The 18,745-nt window shown below is 69.4% G+C and carries 17 protein-coding genes; 10 read left to right on the plus strand and 7 right to left on the minus strand.

All coding sequences use genetic code 11. The features are described 5' to 3' along the window. Positions 1-43: 43 nt before the first annotated feature. Both ACFVIV_RS16645 and ACFVIV_RS16650 read left to right on the plus strand, forming a co-directional pair. On the plus strand, positions 44-2,635 hold the full coding sequence (locus ACFVIV_RS16645) for a LuxR C-terminal-related transcriptional regulator (protein ID WP_379197057.1): 2,592 nt from the start codon (positions 44-46) through the stop codon (positions 2,633-2,635). Between the two features lie 224 nt (positions 2,636-2,859). After that, positions 2,860-3,921: a hypothetical protein gene (locus ACFVIV_RS16650; protein ID WP_379197059.1), complete on the plus strand. Its 1,062-nt coding sequence runs from the start codon at positions 2,860-2,862 to the stop codon at positions 3,919-3,921. 125 nt (positions 3,922-4,046) lie between these two features. Here the strand turns inward: ACFVIV_RS16650 and ACFVIV_RS16655 are convergent, their stop codons facing one another. Beyond that, on the minus strand, positions 4,047-4,607 hold the full coding sequence (locus tag ACFVIV_RS16655; RefSeq protein WP_379197061.1) for a methylated-DNA--[protein]-cysteine S-methyltransferase: 561 nt from the start codon (positions 4,605-4,607) through the stop codon (positions 4,047-4,049). Positions 4,608-4,659: 52 nt separating this feature from the next. Continuing rightward, on the minus strand, positions 4,660-4,962 hold the full coding sequence (locus tag ACFVIV_RS16660; RefSeq protein ID WP_379197062.1) for a hypothetical protein: 303 nt from the start codon (positions 4,960-4,962) through the stop codon (positions 4,660-4,662). Between the two features lie 62 nt (positions 4,963-5,024). Between ACFVIV_RS16660 and ACFVIV_RS16665 the strand changes: the two genes are divergently transcribed. After that, positions 5,025-6,521 carry a PLP-dependent aminotransferase family protein gene (locus tag ACFVIV_RS16665; RefSeq protein ID WP_379197064.1) on the plus strand — a complete coding sequence of 499 codons (1,497 nt, stop codon included), beginning with the start codon at positions 5,025-5,027 and terminating at the stop codon, positions 6,519-6,521. Between the two features lie 3 nt (positions 6,522-6,524). Here the strand turns inward: ACFVIV_RS16665 and ACFVIV_RS16670 are convergent, their stop codons facing one another. The 3 genes from ACFVIV_RS16670 to ACFVIV_RS16680 all read right to left on the minus strand — a co-directional run bounded on the left by ACFVIV_RS16670 (position 6,525) and on the right by ACFVIV_RS16680 (position 8,852). Continuing rightward, positions 6,525-7,256 (minus strand): MerR family transcriptional regulator, encoded by a 732-nt coding sequence (locus ACFVIV_RS16670; RefSeq protein ID WP_379197066.1) that lies wholly within the window; start codon positions 7,254-7,256, stop codon positions 6,525-6,527. Positions 7,257-7,296: 40 nt separating this feature from the next. After that, positions 7,297-8,088: an alpha/beta fold hydrolase gene (locus ACFVIV_RS16675; RefSeq protein WP_379197068.1), complete on the minus strand. Its 792-nt coding sequence runs from the start codon at positions 8,086-8,088 to the stop codon at positions 7,297-7,299. A 281-nt stretch (positions 8,089-8,369) separates the two neighbouring features. Continuing rightward, the gene (locus tag ACFVIV_RS16680; protein ID WP_379197069.1) at positions 8,370-8,852 is read right to left on the minus strand and encodes a nuclear transport factor 2 family protein; all 483 of its coding nucleotides are present in this window, start codon (positions 8,850-8,852) and stop codon (positions 8,370-8,372) included. A gap of 2,175 nt (positions 8,853-11,027) precedes the next feature. Here ACFVIV_RS16680 and ACFVIV_RS16685 point away from each other — a divergent pair. Continuing rightward, entirely contained in the window at positions 11,028-11,471 is a 444-nt protein-coding gene (locus ACFVIV_RS16685; protein WP_379197071.1) for a DUF3151 domain-containing protein, read from the plus strand. A gap of 10 nt (positions 11,472-11,481) precedes the next feature. Continuing rightward, positions 11,482-12,633, plus strand: a complete 1,152-nt coding sequence (locus ACFVIV_RS16690; protein ID WP_379197073.1) for an aromatic acid exporter family protein — start codon at positions 11,482-11,484, stop codon at positions 12,631-12,633. A gap of 146 nt (positions 12,634-12,779) precedes the next feature. Here the strand turns inward: ACFVIV_RS16690 and ACFVIV_RS16695 are convergent, their stop codons facing one another. Both ACFVIV_RS16695 and ACFVIV_RS16700 read right to left on the minus strand, forming a co-directional pair. After that, positions 12,780-13,559 (minus strand): site-2 protease family protein, encoded by a 780-nt coding sequence (locus ACFVIV_RS16695; RefSeq protein WP_379197075.1) that lies wholly within the window; start codon positions 13,557-13,559, stop codon positions 12,780-12,782. A 52-nt stretch (positions 13,560-13,611) separates the two neighbouring features. Continuing rightward, entirely contained in the window at positions 13,612-14,271 is a 660-nt protein-coding gene (locus tag ACFVIV_RS16700) for a hypothetical protein (protein WP_379197077.1), read from the minus strand. 273 nt (positions 14,272-14,544) lie between these two features. Here ACFVIV_RS16700 and ACFVIV_RS16705 point away from each other — a divergent pair, with 273 nt between their 5' ends. From ACFVIV_RS16705 to ACFVIV_RS16725, 5 genes are all read left to right on the plus strand, one after another. Further along, positions 14,545-15,834, plus strand: coding sequence for an adenylosuccinate synthase (locus tag ACFVIV_RS16705; protein WP_379197079.1), 1,290 nt, complete (start codon positions 14,545-14,547; stop codon positions 15,832-15,834). Between the two features lie 161 nt (positions 15,835-15,995). After that, positions 15,996-16,319, plus strand: a complete 324-nt coding sequence (locus ACFVIV_RS16710) for a hypothetical protein (protein ID WP_379197081.1) — start codon at positions 15,996-15,998, stop codon at positions 16,317-16,319. Continuing rightward, entirely contained in the window at positions 16,316-17,680 is a 1,365-nt protein-coding gene (locus ACFVIV_RS16715; RefSeq protein WP_379197083.1) for a hypothetical protein, read from the plus strand. Before ACFVIV_RS16710 ends, ACFVIV_RS16715 begins: the two co-directional genes overlap by 4 nt. Next, a complete protein-coding gene (locus ACFVIV_RS16720) occupies positions 17,677-18,165 on the plus strand; it encodes a hypothetical protein (RefSeq protein ID WP_379197085.1) in 489 nt (162 codons plus the stop codon). Before ACFVIV_RS16715 ends, ACFVIV_RS16720 begins: the two co-directional genes overlap by 4 nt. Further along, positions 18,166-18,510, plus strand: coding sequence for a hypothetical protein (locus ACFVIV_RS16725; protein ID WP_379197087.1), 345 nt, complete (start codon positions 18,166-18,168; stop codon positions 18,508-18,510). The last annotated feature ends 235 nt before the right edge of the window (positions 18,511-18,745 follow it).

An 18,745-nucleotide genomic window follows, 5' to 3' on the forward strand; every position in this document is an offset into this window, starting at 1 on the left:
CGTTCACGCTGCTCACTAACGGTCCTGGAACTACAGTTGACACATGGCTCGGAATTGGCCGATGGTCGAACGCGAGAGCGAACTCGATCTCATCCGGTCGGCGCTGCAGGGGGACGACTTCGTCGGCGCCGTTCTCACCGGTGACGCGGGGGTAGGCAAAACGACGCTGGCACGACTGGCCACGGCCGGCGTGGGCGGGAATATCCGCTGGGTGGCGGGCACCGAATCCGCCCGCAGCATCCCGCTGGGGGTGTTCGCGCACATGGTGGGGGTGTACACCGCCCACGATCCGGTGACCTTCATGGCCGCGGCGCGCGAGGCGCTGCTGGCGGACGGGCACACCATCATCGGCGTCGACGACGCGCATCTGCTGGACCAGCTGTCGGCGACCCTGCTGCTGCAGCTGGCCATCGACAAGGCGGCGCACATCGTGTGCACCGTGCGCAGCGGGGTGCAGGTGCCCGACGCGGTGACCTCGCTGTGGAAGGACGGGCATCTGCTGCGGATCGACCTGTCGCCGTTCACGCAGCGACAGAGCGTCGAGCTGGTGGAGTCCATGCTGGGCGGGCAGCTGGAGGGGTTCACCGCCAATCTGATGTGGGAATCCTCCGGGGGGAACGCGCTTTTCCTGCGGCACCTGGTGGAGGGTGCGCTGGAAGCCGGGACGCTGCGGCAGGTGAAGGGCGTGTGGCAGTTGCGCGGCCGGGCCGCGGTCACCTCGGAATTGGCCGCGCTGCTGGAGGATCGGGTGGAGCAGCTGCCCGAACCGGTGCTGCGGGTGCTGGAGCTGCTCACCTTCTGCGAGCCCATCGATCTGGACGTGCTGGCCGAGCTGGCCGGTGAAGAGGCCGTGGAAACCGCCGAATCACGCAGTCTCATACGGATTGTGGAGAACAGCCACCAGTTGCTGGTGCGATACAACCATCCCCTGTTCGGCGAGGTGATCCGGCGGCGGCTGGGGATCGCGTCGGCGCGGCGACTGCGCGGACGGCTGTACTCCTCGCTGAAGGAACGGCCGATCAACTCGTCCTCGGATCGCATCCGGTTGGCCGAATTGGCTTTGGACAGCGATAAATCCGCGGATCTGGAGCTGTTCGAGGCGGCCGCGGCCGATGCCATCGGGTTGGCGAATCTGCCACTGGGCGAGCGGTTCGCGCGGGCGGCCGTGGAGCGCCGGGGCGGTGTCGAATCGGCGGATCTGCTGGCGCGGGCGCTGCTGTGGCAGGGGCATCGCATCGAGGCCGAACGGACGCTCGCCGGGTTCGATCCGGACCGGCTGAATCAGGCGCAGCTGGCGCGCTGGGGCGGCACCCGGGTCGCGAATCTGTTGTGGTCCATGGGCGATGCCGATCGCGCCGACGAGGTGCTGCACTCCGTGCGCAGCCGCGCCAAGCATCCCAGGGTCGTCGCCATACTGGACGGGCTCGCCTCCGCCTGTGCGGTCAACGAGAACAAACTCGACGAGGCCTTCGCCCTCGCCGAACCCGTCATGAATACCGAGGGCGCGCCGCCGTGGGCGGTGTGGTGGGCGGCCTTCGGCGGCGGGCTCGCCCTGGCGCTCATGGGTAAGGGCGATGCGGCACGGCAGTACGCGGCGCGCAGCCACCAGGTCGAGCACGAGATCGACGGGCTCAACCGGTTCATGTCCACTCATGCGGAAGTCCTGGCGCTCACCTTCACCGGTGATCTGCAGGCCGCACAGCGTTGTGCCAGTAGCCCTTACGCGTATTCCGCGCCCGGGCAGTACCTCGCCTGGGGCATGTCGAAGATCCTGCAGGGCACCGTCGACGTCGCCCAGGGCAATTTCCCGGTGGCCATCGACAATCTCGAACAGGCGCTGGCCGCGCTCACCACCGAGGGCGCCGCCGCCTGGATGTTCCCCGCGAGACTCCGTCTGGCCGAGGCGTATTCGGCGCTGGGGCGGGCCACCGAGGCCGCCGAATCCATTGCCGCCGCGGTGGAGCGCGGCGGGCGGCACAGCGCCGTCTACGAACCGCAGCTGGAGATCGCCAAGGCCTGGCAGGCGGCCGCCGAGGGCACCGCCACCCCCGCCATCCGCCTGGCCCTGGGCGCGGCCGACGCCGCGGCCCGCTCGCATCAGCACGCCATCGAGGCCATCGCCCTGCACACCGCCGCCCGCTTCGGCGATCACAGCGTCGCGGGCCGCCTCGCCGATCTGGCCGCCCGCGTCGACGGCCGCCTGGTCCAGGTCCAGGCCCGGCACGCGGTGGCCGTGGCCGCCCACGACGGCCCCGGATTGGACGCCGCCGCAGCCGAATTCGAAGCCATCGGCGTCCTGCTCTCCGCCGCCGACTCCGCCGCCCAGGCCGCCTCCGCGCACGAGCGCGCCGGCGACCGCCGCCGCCTGCTGGAATCCGCCGCCACCGCCAACCGCCTGGCCGCCGCCTGCGGCGGCGCCTCCACCCCCGCGCTGCGCCAATCCGCCCAGCCCCTCCCCCTCACCGCCCGGGAACGCGAAATCGCCAACCTGGTCGCGGCGGGCCTGTCCAACCGCCAGATCGCCGACCGCCTGACCGTCTCCGTCCGCACCGTCGAGGGCCACCTCTACCGCGCCTGCATCAAACTCGACGTCACCGATCGCGAGGCCCTGGCCGAACTCATGCGCGGCGGGTAAACTCCCGGCAAATCCGAACCCTGACGGGCGGATCCCCAAGGAATCCCATTTGACCAGCGAATGTGTCACTTCTCTCGCTCGTCAACGTCAATCCACAGTTCCGACCAGTCGTGACTGGAACCACCAGTTTCTCATCAGCTAACATCCCCGCCGAGGCGGCCGAATCGCAGGCCGCGGGGGGCAGTTCCAATCTGATCCAACCTGATGAGGGTGGTGTATTCGGCGTGAGTCGGCATCGAGAATTGAAGACCGGCGCGGCCCGCCGCGCACTCTTCGTTGGCGCAATCCCCCTGGCCCTCGCCGTGGCCTGCGCCAACACCAGCAACCCCCAGTCCGCGGCCCCGGCCGGCACGGCTCAGTCGACCCCGGGTGCACCCAACACCGCCACCCCGCCCACCGGCCCTCGGACCGGAACCGGCGACGTCGCGGCTCCCCAGCCCGCCGAGCGCCCGGTCACCGGCGAACGCTGGATCGGCCAGCAGCCCCTCCTCACCGACAACCCGCATCAGCCCGGCGTCACGGCCCCCGCCGCCGACCGCCCGTCCCGGCCCGGCCCCCAGCAGCCCGGCGTGACCACCCCGCCCCGCCCGCAGGCGGACTACCCGGTGCCCGCCAACTACCGTCCGATTCCGAATGCGGAACCGGCCCCGCCGGTCGACATCCAGGCCCTGCACGCCCCCGTCGGGGTCGCGCCGGTCGCCCCGATCGCTCCCCCGCCGCGCACGCTGCGCCTGGGCAACTTCACCTCCCCGGTCCCGGACGACGTCCCTAACAATGTCCTCGACGGCGTGAACACCACTGCCGCCAATGGTGAAGCGGCCCTGGCCACCACGCTCAACTCCGTCGGCATCAACCCGAGCCGCTCCGACAAGATCGCCGCGGGCACCATTGCCGGCGCTGCCGCCGGTGCGGTCGCCGGCGCCGCGCTGGCCGGTATCCCGGCCGCGGCCCTCGGCGGCGCGGCCGGCGCGATCGTGGGAGCTCCCATCGGCGCGGGAATCGGCCTGGGCGTCGGTATCGCGACGAGCGCCGCCGCCGGCGGCATTGCGGCCGCCGCCACTGCCGTGCCCACCGGCGGCGTCGGTGCTGCCATCGCACTCGGCTCCGCCGTGGTCGCCGCACTTCCGCTGGGTGCAGCAGGTGCTGGAGCCGGCGCACTGATCGGCCTCGGCGTCGGCGCCGCCGCTGGCGCCGCGATCGCGGGCATCCCGGCCGCAGCCGTCGGTGGTGTCGTCGGCGGCATCGCCGGTGGCGCGGCGGGCGCTTTCCTCGGCGGCGCGCTCTAGTCCCGAACGGCGACCGCCGGGCCCACCCCTCCCAGGTCCGGCGGTCGTCGCTGTGGAGTGTGCCGGGCGGGCTGCGGGGCGTGCATCTCCATTCGGACAGGGCCGAAGGGTGTGGGACCGCGGGGTCAGAAGAGGGTGGGTTCGCCGAAGCCGGGGGTGCGTTCGATTTCCAGGAGGCGCTGTTTGGTGGTGATGCCGCCGGGGGCGGAGAAGCCGTGCAGAGCGTTGTCGGCGGCCAGGACGCGGTGGCAGGGGATGATGAGCGGAATCGGGTTGCGGCCCAGGGATTGGCCTACGGCCTGGGCTCCGCCGGGGGCGCCGATGCGGTTGGCGATGGTGCCGTAGTTGAGGGTGTGGCCGGGTGGGATGGCGCGGGTGACCTCGTAGACGGCGCGGTCGAAATCGTTGAGGGCCTTGGTGTCCAAGGGGATCCAGTGCAGGTCGTCCAGGTCGCCCTCCAGATGGGCGCGGATTTTCGTTATGGCCGCGGCGATTTCGGGTGAGGGGTCGGCTTCGCGGAGGGTCACCAGGCGGTGGCGGCGCAGGATGTAGGAGCGGGTCGCGTCCGGATCGGGTTCGGGAAGCGCGAAGCGCAGCACCCCGGCGGCGCTCCAGGCGATGGCGCAGGCGCCGATCGCGGTGTCGAAGAGCGCCGCCGAGGCGAGCGGGCGGTCACGGTCGGACATAGGGCCAGTGTGCACCGGGATACCGACAGAACCTTGTTTTCAGGCCAGTTATTTAGAACTGGACTGTCTCCTGGCGGCAGGGGATATCCGCGAGATCTGAGAGCGCGGATCTGCGGGTGCGCACGCGATGCGCGGGGTTGAGGGTGACGTCCAGGTCGTGCCGGGCGTGGATGGCGGCCAGGTCGGCGTGCTGGCGGACATAGTCATAGTCGCCGACCGACCAGTCCGACATGGGGGCATGCGGACGGTAGCGCTCGAGCATCGCACCCCAGCGCTCGCCGGGCGTGGGTGCGAACCAGTACACGAGACCGGCGAACGCGGCGACAACCAGCAGGGAGACGAGCAGAGCGATCATGAATCCATAGTGGCCTGGCACTGGACTTGAAGAAAATATCCAGTACCCCGATACTGGCCTTTATGGCGACACGAGTTATCGGCGCGGCCAGTCTCACGCGCGACCTGGGACGGTGGCGGCAGGAGGAGCCCGGCGCACCCGCCGGCGACAATGCCAAGCGGTCCACCCGGCCCGCGTATGTGGCCTTGGCGGAGAGCATCCGGCTGCTCATCCACGATGGGCGCGCACCCCTGGGTGTGGCCCTGCCGAGCGAGCGCGATCTGGCCACCAGCCTGAATGTCAGCCGGACCACCGTCACCTCGGCGTATTCGCTGCTGCGCGAACACGGTTACCTCATCAGCCGGCAGGGCTCGCGCAGCACGGTCGCGCTGCCGCCCACGGTCGTGCACGACGGCACCAAACCGGCCCGCAGCCTGCTCGCCATGATGGCGCAGCCGGAGGTGCACACCATCGACATGACCTACGCCGCCATGTCCGCGCCCGCGCAGATGACCGACGCGTATGCGGCGGCGCTGCAAGGACTTCCGACCTATCTGGGCACGCACGGCATGGATCCGGTCGGCATGCTCATGCTGCGCGAGGCGCTGGCCCGCCGCTACACCGAACGCGGGCTGCCCACCGATCCGGACCAGATCCTGGTCACCCTCGGCGCCCAGCACGGTCTCCGGCTGCTGCTCAATGTGCTCACCACGCCCGCCGAACGGGTGCTCATCGATCACCCGAGCTATCCGAATGCCATCGAGGCCATTCGCGATGTCGGCGCCCGCCCGGTGCCGGTCCCGCTGCGCCCGGACGGCTGGGATCTGGACGGAATCCGCAGTGCCGCACGGCAAACCGCGGCCAGCGTCGCCTATCTCGTGCCGGACTACAACAATCCGACGGGCCTGCTCATGGACGCCGAAGGCCGCGCCGCCCTGGCCGCCACCGCCCGCGAAACCCGCATGACCGTCATCGTCGACGAGTCCATGGTCGACCTGCACCTCAGCGACGGCGAAATCCCGCCGCCCGCAGCGGCCTTCGCGCGCAATTCGGAGATCGTCACCATCGGCTCCGCGTCCAAGTCCTTCTGGGGCGGCCTGCGCGTCGGCTGGGTCCGCGCCAACCAGGCCCTGATCACCAAACTCCTGGGCACCCGCTCCACCATGGACCTCGGCACCCCCGTCATGGACCAGCTGGCCACCGTCCACCTGCTCCAGCACGCCGACGAAATCCTCACCGTCCGAAGGGAACAGCTCCGCTCCCGCCGCGCCACCCTGCTCGACGCCCTGGCCGAGGACCTCCCCGACTGGCGTGTCACCCCCGGCGAAGGCGGCATGTCCCTGTGGGCCCAACTTCCCACCCCGGTCTCCACGGCCTTGGCCGCCACCGCCCCCAACCACGGCGTAATCCTCGCCGCGGGACCACGTTTCGGCGTCCAGGGCGCCTTCGAACGCTTCATCCGCATCCCGTTCACCCACGAGGAGTCCGACATCCGCCTCGGCATCAAATCCCTCGCCGCGGCCTACTCCTCGCTGAGCCCGCACGCCGCGGACCCACTGGCGCCGCTCATCACCTACTAGCCGTCACGCCCCGGCGGTCCGGCGTCGTTCGGCGCGGTGGGCAAGCGCGGACATGATGCGCTGCCACGCCGGCGATGCCTCGGAGATATTGGATGAGACCAGCGGCTGTGCTACCGGATCGCCGCTGCCGGTTTCGTGTGCGATCTCCCAGGCGTCCAGGTCGTCGATGAGCTGATCCAGGCGTGGGTCGCGGGGCTCCCAGTCGACCGCTCGATCGCAGGCGAGCATCAAGCGTGTCGTCTCCGGGTCGTCGAGTTCGTCCTTCTTCTCGCGTATCCGCTGGGGCATGGCCTGCGGGTGCAATGCCTGCATCAGGATCCACGAATCGCGCTCGAGCCGGACCCTCAGTTCGCTGATACCGAGGCCGCGCATCCGGTTCAGGATGGCGACCACTTCGGTGGGCAGGACCAGACTTTCACCGCTGTCCAATTCGGCGATCCGGCGGCGGTATTCGGCGAGCTGATCGATCTTCCGCCGCAGCTCGGCGTCGATGTCGATGATCGCCGCGGCGAACTCGGCCGGTCGCGCGTGCAGCAGCGCGTCGATCCGGGCCAGCGGCACCCCGGCGTCCGCGAGGGTCCTGATCCGGATGAGATCCACGGCCGCCTGCGCGCTGTAGCGGCGGTAGCCGGAGGCGTCGCGCTCGGGCTCGGGCAACAGGCCGACCTGGTGATAGTGGCGAACGGTGCGCACGGTCACGCCGGCGGTCGCCGCCAGCTGCCCGATCGTGAGCACCGTCCTCCTAGGGTCTCCGTGAAACGTGATCGTGCCGAGTCTAGGTGCGGCCCGCTCGGTCGACGACGTCGCGGATGGCCTGCACCACCGCATCGGGACGGTCGAAGCAGAGCCGGTGGTGGAAGGTGTCGGGGACGAGGCGCTGCTCCCCCTGCGAGACCGTGGACACCAATGCCGCGTCCAGTCGCTTTCTCCCCTCGACCATCTCGTGCGCCAATCCCGCGGACAGCGCGGGATCGATGCCCGACACGGTGAGCGCGATGACCGGCACATCGGGCAGGCCCGGCCCCGCCCGCAATTCCGCGGCACGGTCCGCCAGCCCGCCCCGCTCGGCGACACCGGAACGCAGCCACTCGTCACTTCCCTTGGCCGCGATCAGCGGTTCCCGCACATGCTCCGGATAGTCCGCGAGCAACTCCACCCGCATCGCGTGCAGGGCCGGGCGCATTTGCTCGAGCTGCTCCAAACCGGGCGCCATCCGCTCCGCCTCCGCCAATCCCGCTGCGGCAGGCATGAAGTCGTCCCAGTCGCGGTGCAGAGCATCCAACCAGACCAGCCCCGCCACATCCTGTGGATACAACTGCGCAAACCGATACGCATAGAACCCGCCGAGTGAATGCGCCGCGAGAACGTAAGGGCCGGCGACGCCCTGGGCATTCAACAACTCGTGCAGTTCCGTGGCCACCGCAGCAGCGGTGCGCGGCAACGGGACAGGATCGCTGTACCCCGTCCCCGCCCGGTCATAGACCACAGCGGTGGTGAACCGCGAAACCTCCTGCTGGACCCCGAAATAATCCAGCCCCACCGCACTGGCCCCCGGCAGAAACACCACCGCCGGTCCCCCGGTCCCCAGCCTGTGCACGAAAACCCGTCGCCCGTCGATCTCCTGAAACCCCCCGACCGGCGGAACAAGCCGAGCCAGGGAAATGCCGTCCTTCGTCATAAGACAAGCCTCCAACCCTGACGCAGCGTCAAGGTCAACCCCGAGCTCGAGCTTCGCCCAAAGCACCCGTGCGTATTGGTCAAGCGATCACCGGGAACTGGTGGCGGCATCGTGCGAGAAGCCACCGCCACCAGTTCCCGGTCGGCGTCGTTTCAGATGGGCGCGGGGTTTTAGCCGGCGGCGTTGGCCGGATCGCACACCTTCCAGCCGCCGTCGGTGTTCTGCAGGTCGAATGTGCGCGCCGACTGCTTCGACGGGTCGGCTTCGGTGTACACGGTCGCCTGCGCCATGGCGGTTTCGCCGGTGATCCGAATGGCATCCACGCTCTTCACGACAGGAATGCTCTTCTGCTCCTTGGAGGTCTGGTAAACCCCGGCGAACTGCTCCGCCGAAATATTCTGATAGAAGTCGTGCTGCGCCCCGCACGTGATCCCGCGCAACTGCTCCAGATCCCCGGAAGCCAGCGCATCGGTATACGTCGAAATAGCCCGCTTCACCTGCCCCTCAGGCGAATTGTCGGTCCGATTGGCCACCACCGCGACCACCACACCCACGATCACCAGCACCGCCACTACGGCCGCGGCGAGAATGCCCAGCTTCTTCTTCGAACCACTGGCGCCACTCGCCGCCGGAGTCCCGGCATCAACGGGCACCTCACCGGTAGCCGGAACCCGCTGCGGCGCCGCCACCGGTCGCGGCTGCGCTCCACCGGCCGAACTCAGTTGCCCGCCTTGCCCTTGCTGCCCGCTCCGGCCCTGTGGTCCGTCATGCCCCGGCCCCTGCGGCCCACCGCCCTGACCCGCTCCCGCACCGGCCTTCTGAAGCCCGCCCGGTCCCTGCGCGCCCGCGCCAACCTTCTGCGGCCCAGCCGGTCCGGAGCCCTGCGGCGCACCAGCGCCGACCTTCTGCGGACCGGCCGGCCCGCCCTGAGACGCTCCCGGCCCAACCTTTTGCGGCCCCGCTTTGCCGGGCCCCTGCGGTCCCCCGGGTCCCTGAGGTGCTCCGGGTCCAGCCTTCTGCGGGCCGGCCTTACCCGGCCCCTGCGGCGCACCCGGCCCGCCCTGCTGCGGCGCGCCCTTGCTCGGTCCTTGCGGTCCGCCTTGCCCGGGTCCCTGCGGTGCGCCGGGCCCGACCTGCTGCGGCCCGGCCTTCTTCGGTCCGATAACCCGCGCGCCCCCAATCGGATTCGCGGGCATGGTCGGCTGCATGTCCGCGGGCGACGGCGCGCTGGCCGGTCGCCGCGGCCCCATCGGCGGCCGCACGGACGGCGGCGACGGGCGAGTCTCCTCGATGCCTCCGGCCTTGCCGTGCGGACCTTCCGGCCCCTGCGGTCCTTGCGGCGAACCCCCGCGCGGCCCAGCATTCCGCGGCCCCGCATTCCCCCGCGGCGTCTGCGGCGGCTTGCTGACCGCTCGCCCCTGCGGACCCTGCACCCGCATCTTCTCGGTAGCTTGCTCACCCGAGACCACCGGGAACGCGGTAGTCGGCGCATCCGCTCCCGAAACCTGCTGCATAGCAACGGTTTCAGCGTCGGAAGTGGCGGATTCCCGGCTGCCCTCACCAGCCTGCGGCGCGTCCCCGCGCTCATCGGCATCCGACGGCTTCCCGGATCCGCTCCGCGCACCGCCCTCCGCAGCCGACTGCGCGGCAGCCGCGCCCGCCGCTCCGGAACCTGTTCCCGCGGCAGCGGCGCCGGGCTTCCATGCGCCCGTCGGCCCGCGATCACCCGGAGCGGCCGACGGCTGCGCCCCCGCACCGGACACGTCGGTGGGCCGACCGGACTCGCTCCGATTGCCCGGTTCTCCGCCCCCGGCCACACCGCCAGTGCTCGACTCGCGGTCGCTCCGGCTCACACCTTGGTTCGGAACCTTGATGATCTGCGTCGTAGCGGAGTCGGCCGGGCCGGATTCCCCGGTTCCGCTCCGGCCCGCTTGCGCGGTGTCGATACGCGCGGTGTTGGCATCGGCCGCAGTGCTTGGCTTTTGGTTCGCCGCTTGCCCTTCGCGGCCGGCTCCGGCCAGGCCGGCGGGCCGCTGTCCGATACCGGACGCGGGCGGGCGCTGGCCGCCTTGCGCAGTGTTTACGCGGGGGGTGTTCGCGTCAGCCTCCGCCGAGGCGCCCGGGGTTCGGCCTGGCGCCGATCCTGGTTGCCCTGTCCCAGCGGTGCCGCCGGGTCGCTGTCCACCGCCTGGTTGCGTCGCATCGTCGTTCCCGGCTGCTCGGCCGGAGGCGCTCGCAGGGGTTCCGGAACCGCCTGGTGCACCGGCGGTTCCGGGCTGTCCGCTACCACCAGGTGTGGCTTGCGGCGCCGGCGGCCGACCGCCTTGCGGGGCGTTGGCGTCGGCTGCGGTGTTCGGGGCTGGTTTCGACCCGGCTGGGCCGGAGGCCGGTGGCTGGACGCGGCCGGAGCCGGCGGCTTGGAAGCGGGCGGCTGGGCCGACCGGTTTGGGGGCCTCGTACTGGATGGTGGCGAAGCCGGGGGTGCCGGAGTCGGCGGGTTTCGCGGCCGGGCCGGGCTGGGTGGCTTGCGGCTGCGGGTTGTCCTGGGCGGGGGCCGGTTCGGCCGCGCCGGTGCGGATCACTTCGGTGGCCGCGGTGGCGGAGGGGTTCGGCTTGGGGGATGGGATGGCTTCGGTGGCGGCCGTGGCGTCGGTGGGGGTGGCGGGTTTTGCGGTGTCCTCGGCGGCCGGGCCCGGGGTCGGGTCGGCAGAGCCTTGCGGCTGCTGGTCGTCGTTCGAGTCGGACACGCGCTACCCCTCGCTTCGGCGGAACTGTGATTCGGTGGTCAGCCTACTGAGCAATCGGGCGGTCGGTGCAGAATGATCGGCATGACCTCCTTCGGTGATCTGCTCGGACCGCAGCCGGTACTCCTGCCCGAAAACTCCGATGCGGAGGACGCGCTGCTGGAGAAACAAGATCCGGTGCAGGTCGCCGCCGCGCATCCGACGGCCTCGATCGCCTGGGCGTATCTGGCGGAGGCCGCGCTGGCGCGGGGCGAGGCCGCCGAGGGCGAGGTGAATCACGACATCATCGCCGCCTACGCGTTCGCGCGGACCGGCTACCACCGCGGGCTGGATCTGTTGCGCCGCAACGGCTGGAAGGGCTTCGGCCCGGTGCCGTGGTCGCACGAGCCGAACCAGGGCTTCCTGCGCAGTGTCGGCGCGCTGGCGAAGGCCGCCCGCGCCATCGGCGAGAACGACGAGTACGCGCGCTGCCTGGATCTGCTCGAGGACTGCGATCCGCGCGCGGCCGCCGAGCTCGGCCTGGACTGAGCCCGCCGACTTGACCAGCGGCCTAACCGAAACCTTCGACGCCGCGAAGGAGTCCACCGCGGCGCGGCTGCGCAATGCCACCAAGCGTGTGCGCACCTCCCTGCTGCCGATCGTGCAGTGCGCGATCGGCGCGGGCCTGGCCTGGTTCATCGCCCACAATGTGATCGGCCATCCGCAGCCGTTCTTCGCGCCCATGGCCGCCATGATCTCCATCGGCGTGTCCTATGGTGCGCGGCTGCGCCGGGCGGTGGAGCTGATCGTCGGCGTCGCGGTCGGCATCGGCATCGGCGACCTGTTCGTCTCCCAGTTCGGTACCGGCGTGTGGCAGATCGGCCTGCTGGTGCTGGTCGCCATGAGCACCGCGGTGTTCATGGACGGCGGCCCGGTCATCACCATGCAGGCGGCCAGTTCCGCGGTGCTGGTGGCGACGCTCATCCCGCCGCACACCGCCGGTTCCGGGCTGCGCATGATCGATGCCCTGGTGGGCGGTCTGGTCGGCATCGTGGTGGTGGCGGCCATCCCGCTGCATCCGGTGCGCCGCGCCCGGCAGCAGGAAGCCGACATTCTCTCGGTCGTGAGCAAGTCCCTGGCCGAATGCGCCGACGGCCTGCTCGAACACGATGCCGCCAAGATCAAGGCGGCCCTGGACGCGGCCCGCAAGACTCAGGCGCCCATCGACGCGCTGCGCAACACCCTCGAGGGCGGCGCGGAGATCAGCCGGATCTCCCCGATGTACTGGAACTCCCGTAAACGCCTGGAGACGCTGCGCGCCACCGCGGACCCGGTCGACAATGCCGTCCGCAATACCCGTGTGCTGCTGCGCCGCGCGCTGAGCGCCGTGCAGGACGACGAGATTCTCGACCCGCGCCTCATCGAGGAGGTGCGCAAGCTCGGCCAGGCCGTGGACGTGGTGCGCAGCTACGTGCTCGCCGATCCGGACGAGCAGCCCGATGCCGCCGAGGCCACCCGCGTGCTGCGTTCGGTCGGCAAGGGCGCCACCAAGGATCTGGTCACGGGCGCGGGCATCTCCGCGCACGTGGTGTTCGCGCAGATTCGTTCCATCGTGGTGGATCTCATGCAGGTATGCGGTATGCGCCGGCTGTCGGCGATGGCCCTGCTGCCGCCTACCGTCCCGAACCCCTACGTGACCCCGGTCGACTGATCTGCGCGCGCTGATGTTGATCTTCGAGTAGTCGTCTACTCGGGTGTACGCGCTTGTGCGCCTATACCGTTCGAATCAAAGCCGGGCCCGGAGGGGTGGTCCGGCTTTTACTCTGTCCGGAGGATTCGCTCAGAGCCAGAATTCGCTCAGAGCCAGAACCGGGTGAGCGATCCGCCGTAGCCCGGCCACCGCGACGGCACGCCCGACAGGTCGAACAGCGCGTGAATCGCGTTGAAGAACAACTGATTCAGCTCCGGCACGAACAGCAGCGCCACCAGCAGCAGAATCCCGTACGGCTTGATCTGATCCAGCGACCGCCGCGTCTGATAGCTCAGCGACGGCTCCAGGATCCCGTAGCCGTCGGTGCCCGGAATCGGGATGAGATTCAGGATGGTCGCCGTGATCTGCAGGAAGGCAAGGAAACTCAGCCCGAACCAGAACGCGGCATGGGATTCGTCGCTGCCGAACAGCTTCACGATCACCAGCAGCACGATGGCGCACACCGCGTTCACCGCCGGTCCCGCACCGCTGAGGATCCGCTGCGTGCGCGGGCTGAAGTTGTGCGAGTGCACGTACACCGCGCCGCCGGGCAGGCCGAATCCGCCGAGCGCGATGAAGACCACCGGCAGCACGATCGACAGCAGCGGATGGCTGTACTTGAGCGGGTTCAGGGAGAGATACCCGCGCATCTCCACCTCGTGGTCCCCGGCCCGCCACGCCACGTACGCGTGCGCGAACTCGTGCAGGCAGACCGACAGGATCCAGCCCGCCACCACCATGACGAAGACGCCGAATTGCGCCCAGCGCGAGAACAAGTCGGCATTCCAGGCGAGCGCGCCGCCCGCGACCGTGATCGCGACGACGAGCAGGAAGACGGGACTGGGCCGCACCGCACCGGCCCGGCCGATCGCGCGTGGAGAGTTCATCGGACTCCTCGAGTGGAACCCGGTCCGTCGAGCCGGGTGTACTCGCAGTATGTCAACGGACCAGCAGCCACGGCTCGTGGTGCCGGTAGAAGGTGGAGCGCGGCACGATCCGCTCGGTGGTGATGCCGTCGCGGGTCACCACGCCGCCGCTGGTGCCGAGCTGCATGGCGCGGCCCTCGATCCAGCGCTTCTTGCGCAGGCCGCGCTGCACGGTGGCGTGCAGGCCGGGCATCTCCAGCATGGGTGAGACGTGCAGGGCCGCGACTTTCCCGGTGAACAACCGCGTGTCGTCGACGTAGGCCTCGCCCTCGAGCTTCTCCCCGCGCGGGCCGACGATGGTGGCGCGGCCGATGAGCACCTTGCCGGTGTCATCGCGGATCAGGGGGGTTTCCATGGCTTTGCCCTCGAGCGCGCGCTTGGCGGCGGCATTGCCGGTGCCGGTCTGGTAGGCGCGCGAGCCGTAGGTGCGGTCGACCGGCACGAAGCCGATCTCCACGCCGAGCCGTTCGGTGCGCATGAGATGGGTGAGCACCGCCGCGAGTCCGGCGTCCTCGCCGAGCACGATCAACCGGGGCAGGCTGTCGGCGGCCATGACGGGCAGCAGCTCGTCCAGATCGTCGGTGTCCGGGATCGCCGAAGTCTGCGTGAGCGGGAGTGAAGCCAGGGCGATCGGTACCGGCGCGCCGTCGCAGCGGAGAACATGGGTACTCAACTGCCGAACACCCTCCTCTGGGCCAACTCCATCGCCTCGCTGCGCTCCGTGCCGGACCCCCTTGCCGGTCCGTCTCCCCGTGTCACCATAGCCCCGTTGGATTTGCCGCGCCGTTCGCGCGACCCATCCGTTACGTCGCGTTCGTCCGGTGCCGGGCCGTAAACCAGGAGGTATTCGGGCATCTACTAGACTGTGCCTCCGGCCACCGCCTTCTGACGGCGGGTAGCTGCAGCATCACCGATGTTGCGCGTCGAACCCGTAGGAGACTCCAAGATGCCGGCAATCGTGCTGATCGGCGCCCAGTGGGGCGACGAGGGCAAAGGCAAAGCAACCGATCTGCTCGGTGACCGGGTCCAGTGGGTAGTTCGCTACCAGGGCGGCAACAACGCGGGTCACACCGTGGTGCTGCCGAACGGTGAGAGCTTCGCCCTGCACCTGATCCCCTCCGGCATCCTCACCCCCGATGTGACCAACGTCATCGGCAATGGCGTGGTGGTCGATCCGGGCGTGCTGCTGGCCGAGCTCGCCGGCCTGGAAGAGCGCGGCGTGGACACCACCCGCCTGCTGCTCTCGGCCGATGCGCACCTGATCATGCCGTACCACGTGGCCATCGATAAGGTCACCGAGCGCTTCCTCGGCAACAAGAAGATCGGCACCACCGGCCGCGGTATCGGCCCCTGCTACCAGGACAAGGTCGCCCGCGTCGGCGTGCGCGTGGCCGATGTGCTGGACGAGAAGATCCTCACCCAGAAGGTCGAGGCCGCCCTGGAATTCAAGAACCAGGTGCTGGTGAAGATCTACAACCGCCGCGCCCTGGACGCGGCGCAGGTCGTGGACGAGGTGCTCACCAAGGCCGAGGGCTTCAAGCACCGCATCTCCGACACCCGCCTGCTGCTCAACCAGGCCTTGGAGGCGGGCGAGACGGTGCTGCTGGAGGGTTCGCAGGGCACTCTGCTGGATGTCGACCACGGCACCTACCCGTACGTGACCTCCTCCAACCCGACCTCCGGCGGCGCGGCCGTGGGCGCCGGCGTCGGCCCCAACAAGATCACCACGGTGCTCGGCATCCTCAAGGCCTACACCACCCGCGTCGGCTCCGGCCCGTTCCCGACCGAGCTCTTCGACGAGTCCGGCACCTACCTGGCCAAGACCGGCGGCGAGGTCGGCGTCACCACCGGCCGCGCCCGCCGCACCGGCTGGTTCGACGCCGTGATCGCCCGCTACGCCACCCGCGTCAACGGCATCACCGACTACTTCCTCACCAAGCTGGACGTCCTGTCCAGCCTGGACACCGTCCCGATCTGCGTGGCCTACGAGATCGACGGCGAGCGCGTCGAGCAGATGCCCACCACCCAGACCGATTTCCACCACGCCAAGCCGATCTACGAGGAAATGCCAGGCTGGTGGGAGGACATCTCCGGCGCCCGCACCTTCGAGGAACTCCCCGCCAATGCCCGGGCCTACGTCGAGCGCCTCGAGGAACTATCCGGCGCCCGCGTCTCCTGCATCGGCGTCGGCCCCGGCCGCGACCAGACCATCGTCCGCCACGACATCCTGAGCTGAGCCTCGTAAACCGCTCGCGCCCACTGTGAATCACAGTGGGCGCGAGTCGTTTCAGGGAGCACGCCGGTGTCAAGCCAATGAAAATTCGTGCTGCACAAGGTTTCTCGATCGGCTAATGTCGCACTGTTGTTCGACCGGCTAGTCGCGATCGTGGGGACCCAATGGCCGATATCTTGAAGGTGGACGCGGATGCGCTACGGGCACTGGGCAATTCGCTGAGTACGTATGCGGATGACATTGCGGCCATCAAAATCGGCGTGGCGGTGACGATGCCCGGATCGCCGGTGCACGGCGTATCCACTGCCATGGACGAGAACGCGGAGGCGGCATTCCACGCCCTGGGCGGCCATGTGCGAAAGATGGCTCAGGTGGCCAAATCCGGTGCGAAGACCTACGAGGAAGTCGACCAGGCCTTCGGGGAGCATTTCCGGCAGTTGGAGCGTGAGTCGCCCTCGCCCCGCCCGCGCGGACGGATTCCCGAATGACCACGATCAGCCATGTGCGCGGCTGCCTGCCGTCGACCATGGTGAGCTTCGGGACGGCCCTCACCACGGGCACCAGCGAATTCACCAAGCAGGTCGGCAATATGGGCAGCGCCGTGGACAAGACCTCGCTCGGCTGGAAGGGCTCAGCCAGTGTGGCGGCGACGGCCAGCGCGATCTCGCGAAAAGTGACGGCCACCCGAATCGACGAGATCGTCACCCAGGTCGCCGACTATTACAAGACCTACGGCGCCCGGTTGGACGGGACCCGGACGGCATTGCTGACCATCGTCGACAATACCGCGCCCGCGGCGGGCATGAAGGTCGCCGACGACGGAACCGTCACCGCGCCGACATATCCGAAAACCGAGGGCAACACCATGCTCGCCTTCATCATGCAGGCGCGGCTGGACAGTCAGGCGAGCTGGCTCCAAGGCCGGCTGCGGGAATTGCTGAAGGACTTCGGTGACGGTGAGCAGCAGTCCGCCACCTTCATCAAGAAGGGCGTCGACGCGCTGCAGACGCTGAAGGACAAGCCGACGGCGCCGATGATCGACCTGCCGCCGATCCCGCCGCCGAAATCCCCGGACGGCCGCTACACGATCGGGGATCCCAAGCGTCCGTTCCTGCCGCACGACGACACCTTCCTCTACGACTCCAAGGACGCCGGCTTCAAGGACTGGCTGAAGAAGATGGAGTGGCAGGGGAAGATGCTGGGCGGCGAGTACGTCAGGTCCGACTTGGACGACGCGACCGCCCTGTACCGCCACTACTGGGAGAACAACGGTAAGACACAGGAATTCGACTACGACGAGGCCTACCGCGAAGACGGAGCCATTCGGCGTTCGGTGGATTCCGAGATCAGCCGCGCCGCCATCGCGGCCGACCACTTCGCGCGCACCGGAAATCGCAACTTCCAGATGACGGGTGACAAGACCACCATCGGGAAGAACAACAACTATCCCGAAACCGAGAACTGGCAGAAGGCGATCGGCGGATATCAGCAGTGGAGTCACGCCAATGTCCGCGTCGAAGGCAATCGCGTCACCATGGACATCACGGTGGAGGCCGACGACTACTACAACTTCGACAAGGGCAAGAACGACAAGGGAACCGGCACACCCGATGAGGTGAACGGCCGCTTCACCGAGGTCGGCTGGGCGAAGCCCTTCGAATCCCACGGCAGCGTGACCAGAACCGTGTCCTGGGAAGTCGGGCAGCCGCCCGCGAGCGGGTCCACCGACGCCGCCTCCACCCCCGATCGGAACGTGGGCCGCGAGGACCGCTCCGACGGCCGCGACGACGGTGACGACGCGCGCAAACCGGATAACGACCGGGGTACCGGGACGGCCCGGCCGAAGTGACGACTCCGAAGCGGGCCGTCCTGGTGGCCGTCCACCTCGCCGCGCTGTCCGTACTCGGCTGCTCCGCAACGCCTTTCGATTCGACGCCGGCAGCGGGCACCAGCGCAGCCGAGGACCCGCGCAGCGATCCGGAGCCGCTGCGGCAGTACTTCCCGATCATCGGCGCCCCGGTCGCCGTCTCCTGGCTCGGCCGGGACAACTCCGGCGGGAGAGCGCCCGGCCCGTCCATCTATTGGATCGACGCCGTCGTGGAACTCCAGCCGGACACGGCGGCGGCACTGCGCACCCGCTACGCGCCGAGCGAATCGGCATCACCGCCGGATCTGCCGGAGGTACTGCGGAACCGGGTGCCTGCCGGAACATACGTCACCGGAACGGAATTCGACGCCGCGCTCGGCGGCGCCGCCGAATGGGGCGGCAGCGCAACGGGATACCTGCACACCACGAGACCGGTTCTGGTCTTCACCGCATCGGCCGGGGGATAGATGGCAAGTGAATACGACGAGCTGGGCCTGAAGGTCCAGCGGGCCCAGCACGCGCTGGAGAAGATTCGGGGCACCGGCTCCGTCGACGGCGTGACGGTGGAAGTCGACGCCGAGAACCGGCTGGTCGCGGTCAGCGGCTCCCGAGGGGAGACGATCATGGCCGCCTACCTGCTCGCGGTGCGGGATCTGCAACCGCGGGTGGCGGAGGCACTGCGTGAACTCGCCGCCGATCCCCAAGTGACCTCGGCAATGGTCTTCACCGAGGCGAATGCCGCCCACCTGGAAGCCGAGCGCGTCGACCGCGCCGCCGCCGAGGTCGACGAGTATTTCGAACGCAGCTGGTAGTCGTTTCGCTGCGGGTTGGCCGGGGATTTGCGCGAGTCGTTTTGCCCGGATTCGGGGCGGGACACATTCGGGCCGGGGCCGCGATGAAGGTCACAAGCCCCTGGTCAACGGACCGGTCCGCCGGTAGCATGGCCCGGATTGTCTGGGCCAGCCACGACGGCACGTCCGCGCCATGGCGGCTCCCCTGCCGTTGTTTGCGTGGACACGGAAGTGGCGTGGGCCCACCAGATTTCGA

It is taken from the genome of Nocardia sp. NPDC127526, from assembly GCF_042672265.1.
Classification (GTDB): Bacteria; Actinomycetota; Actinomycetes; order Mycobacteriales; family Mycobacteriaceae; genus Nocardia.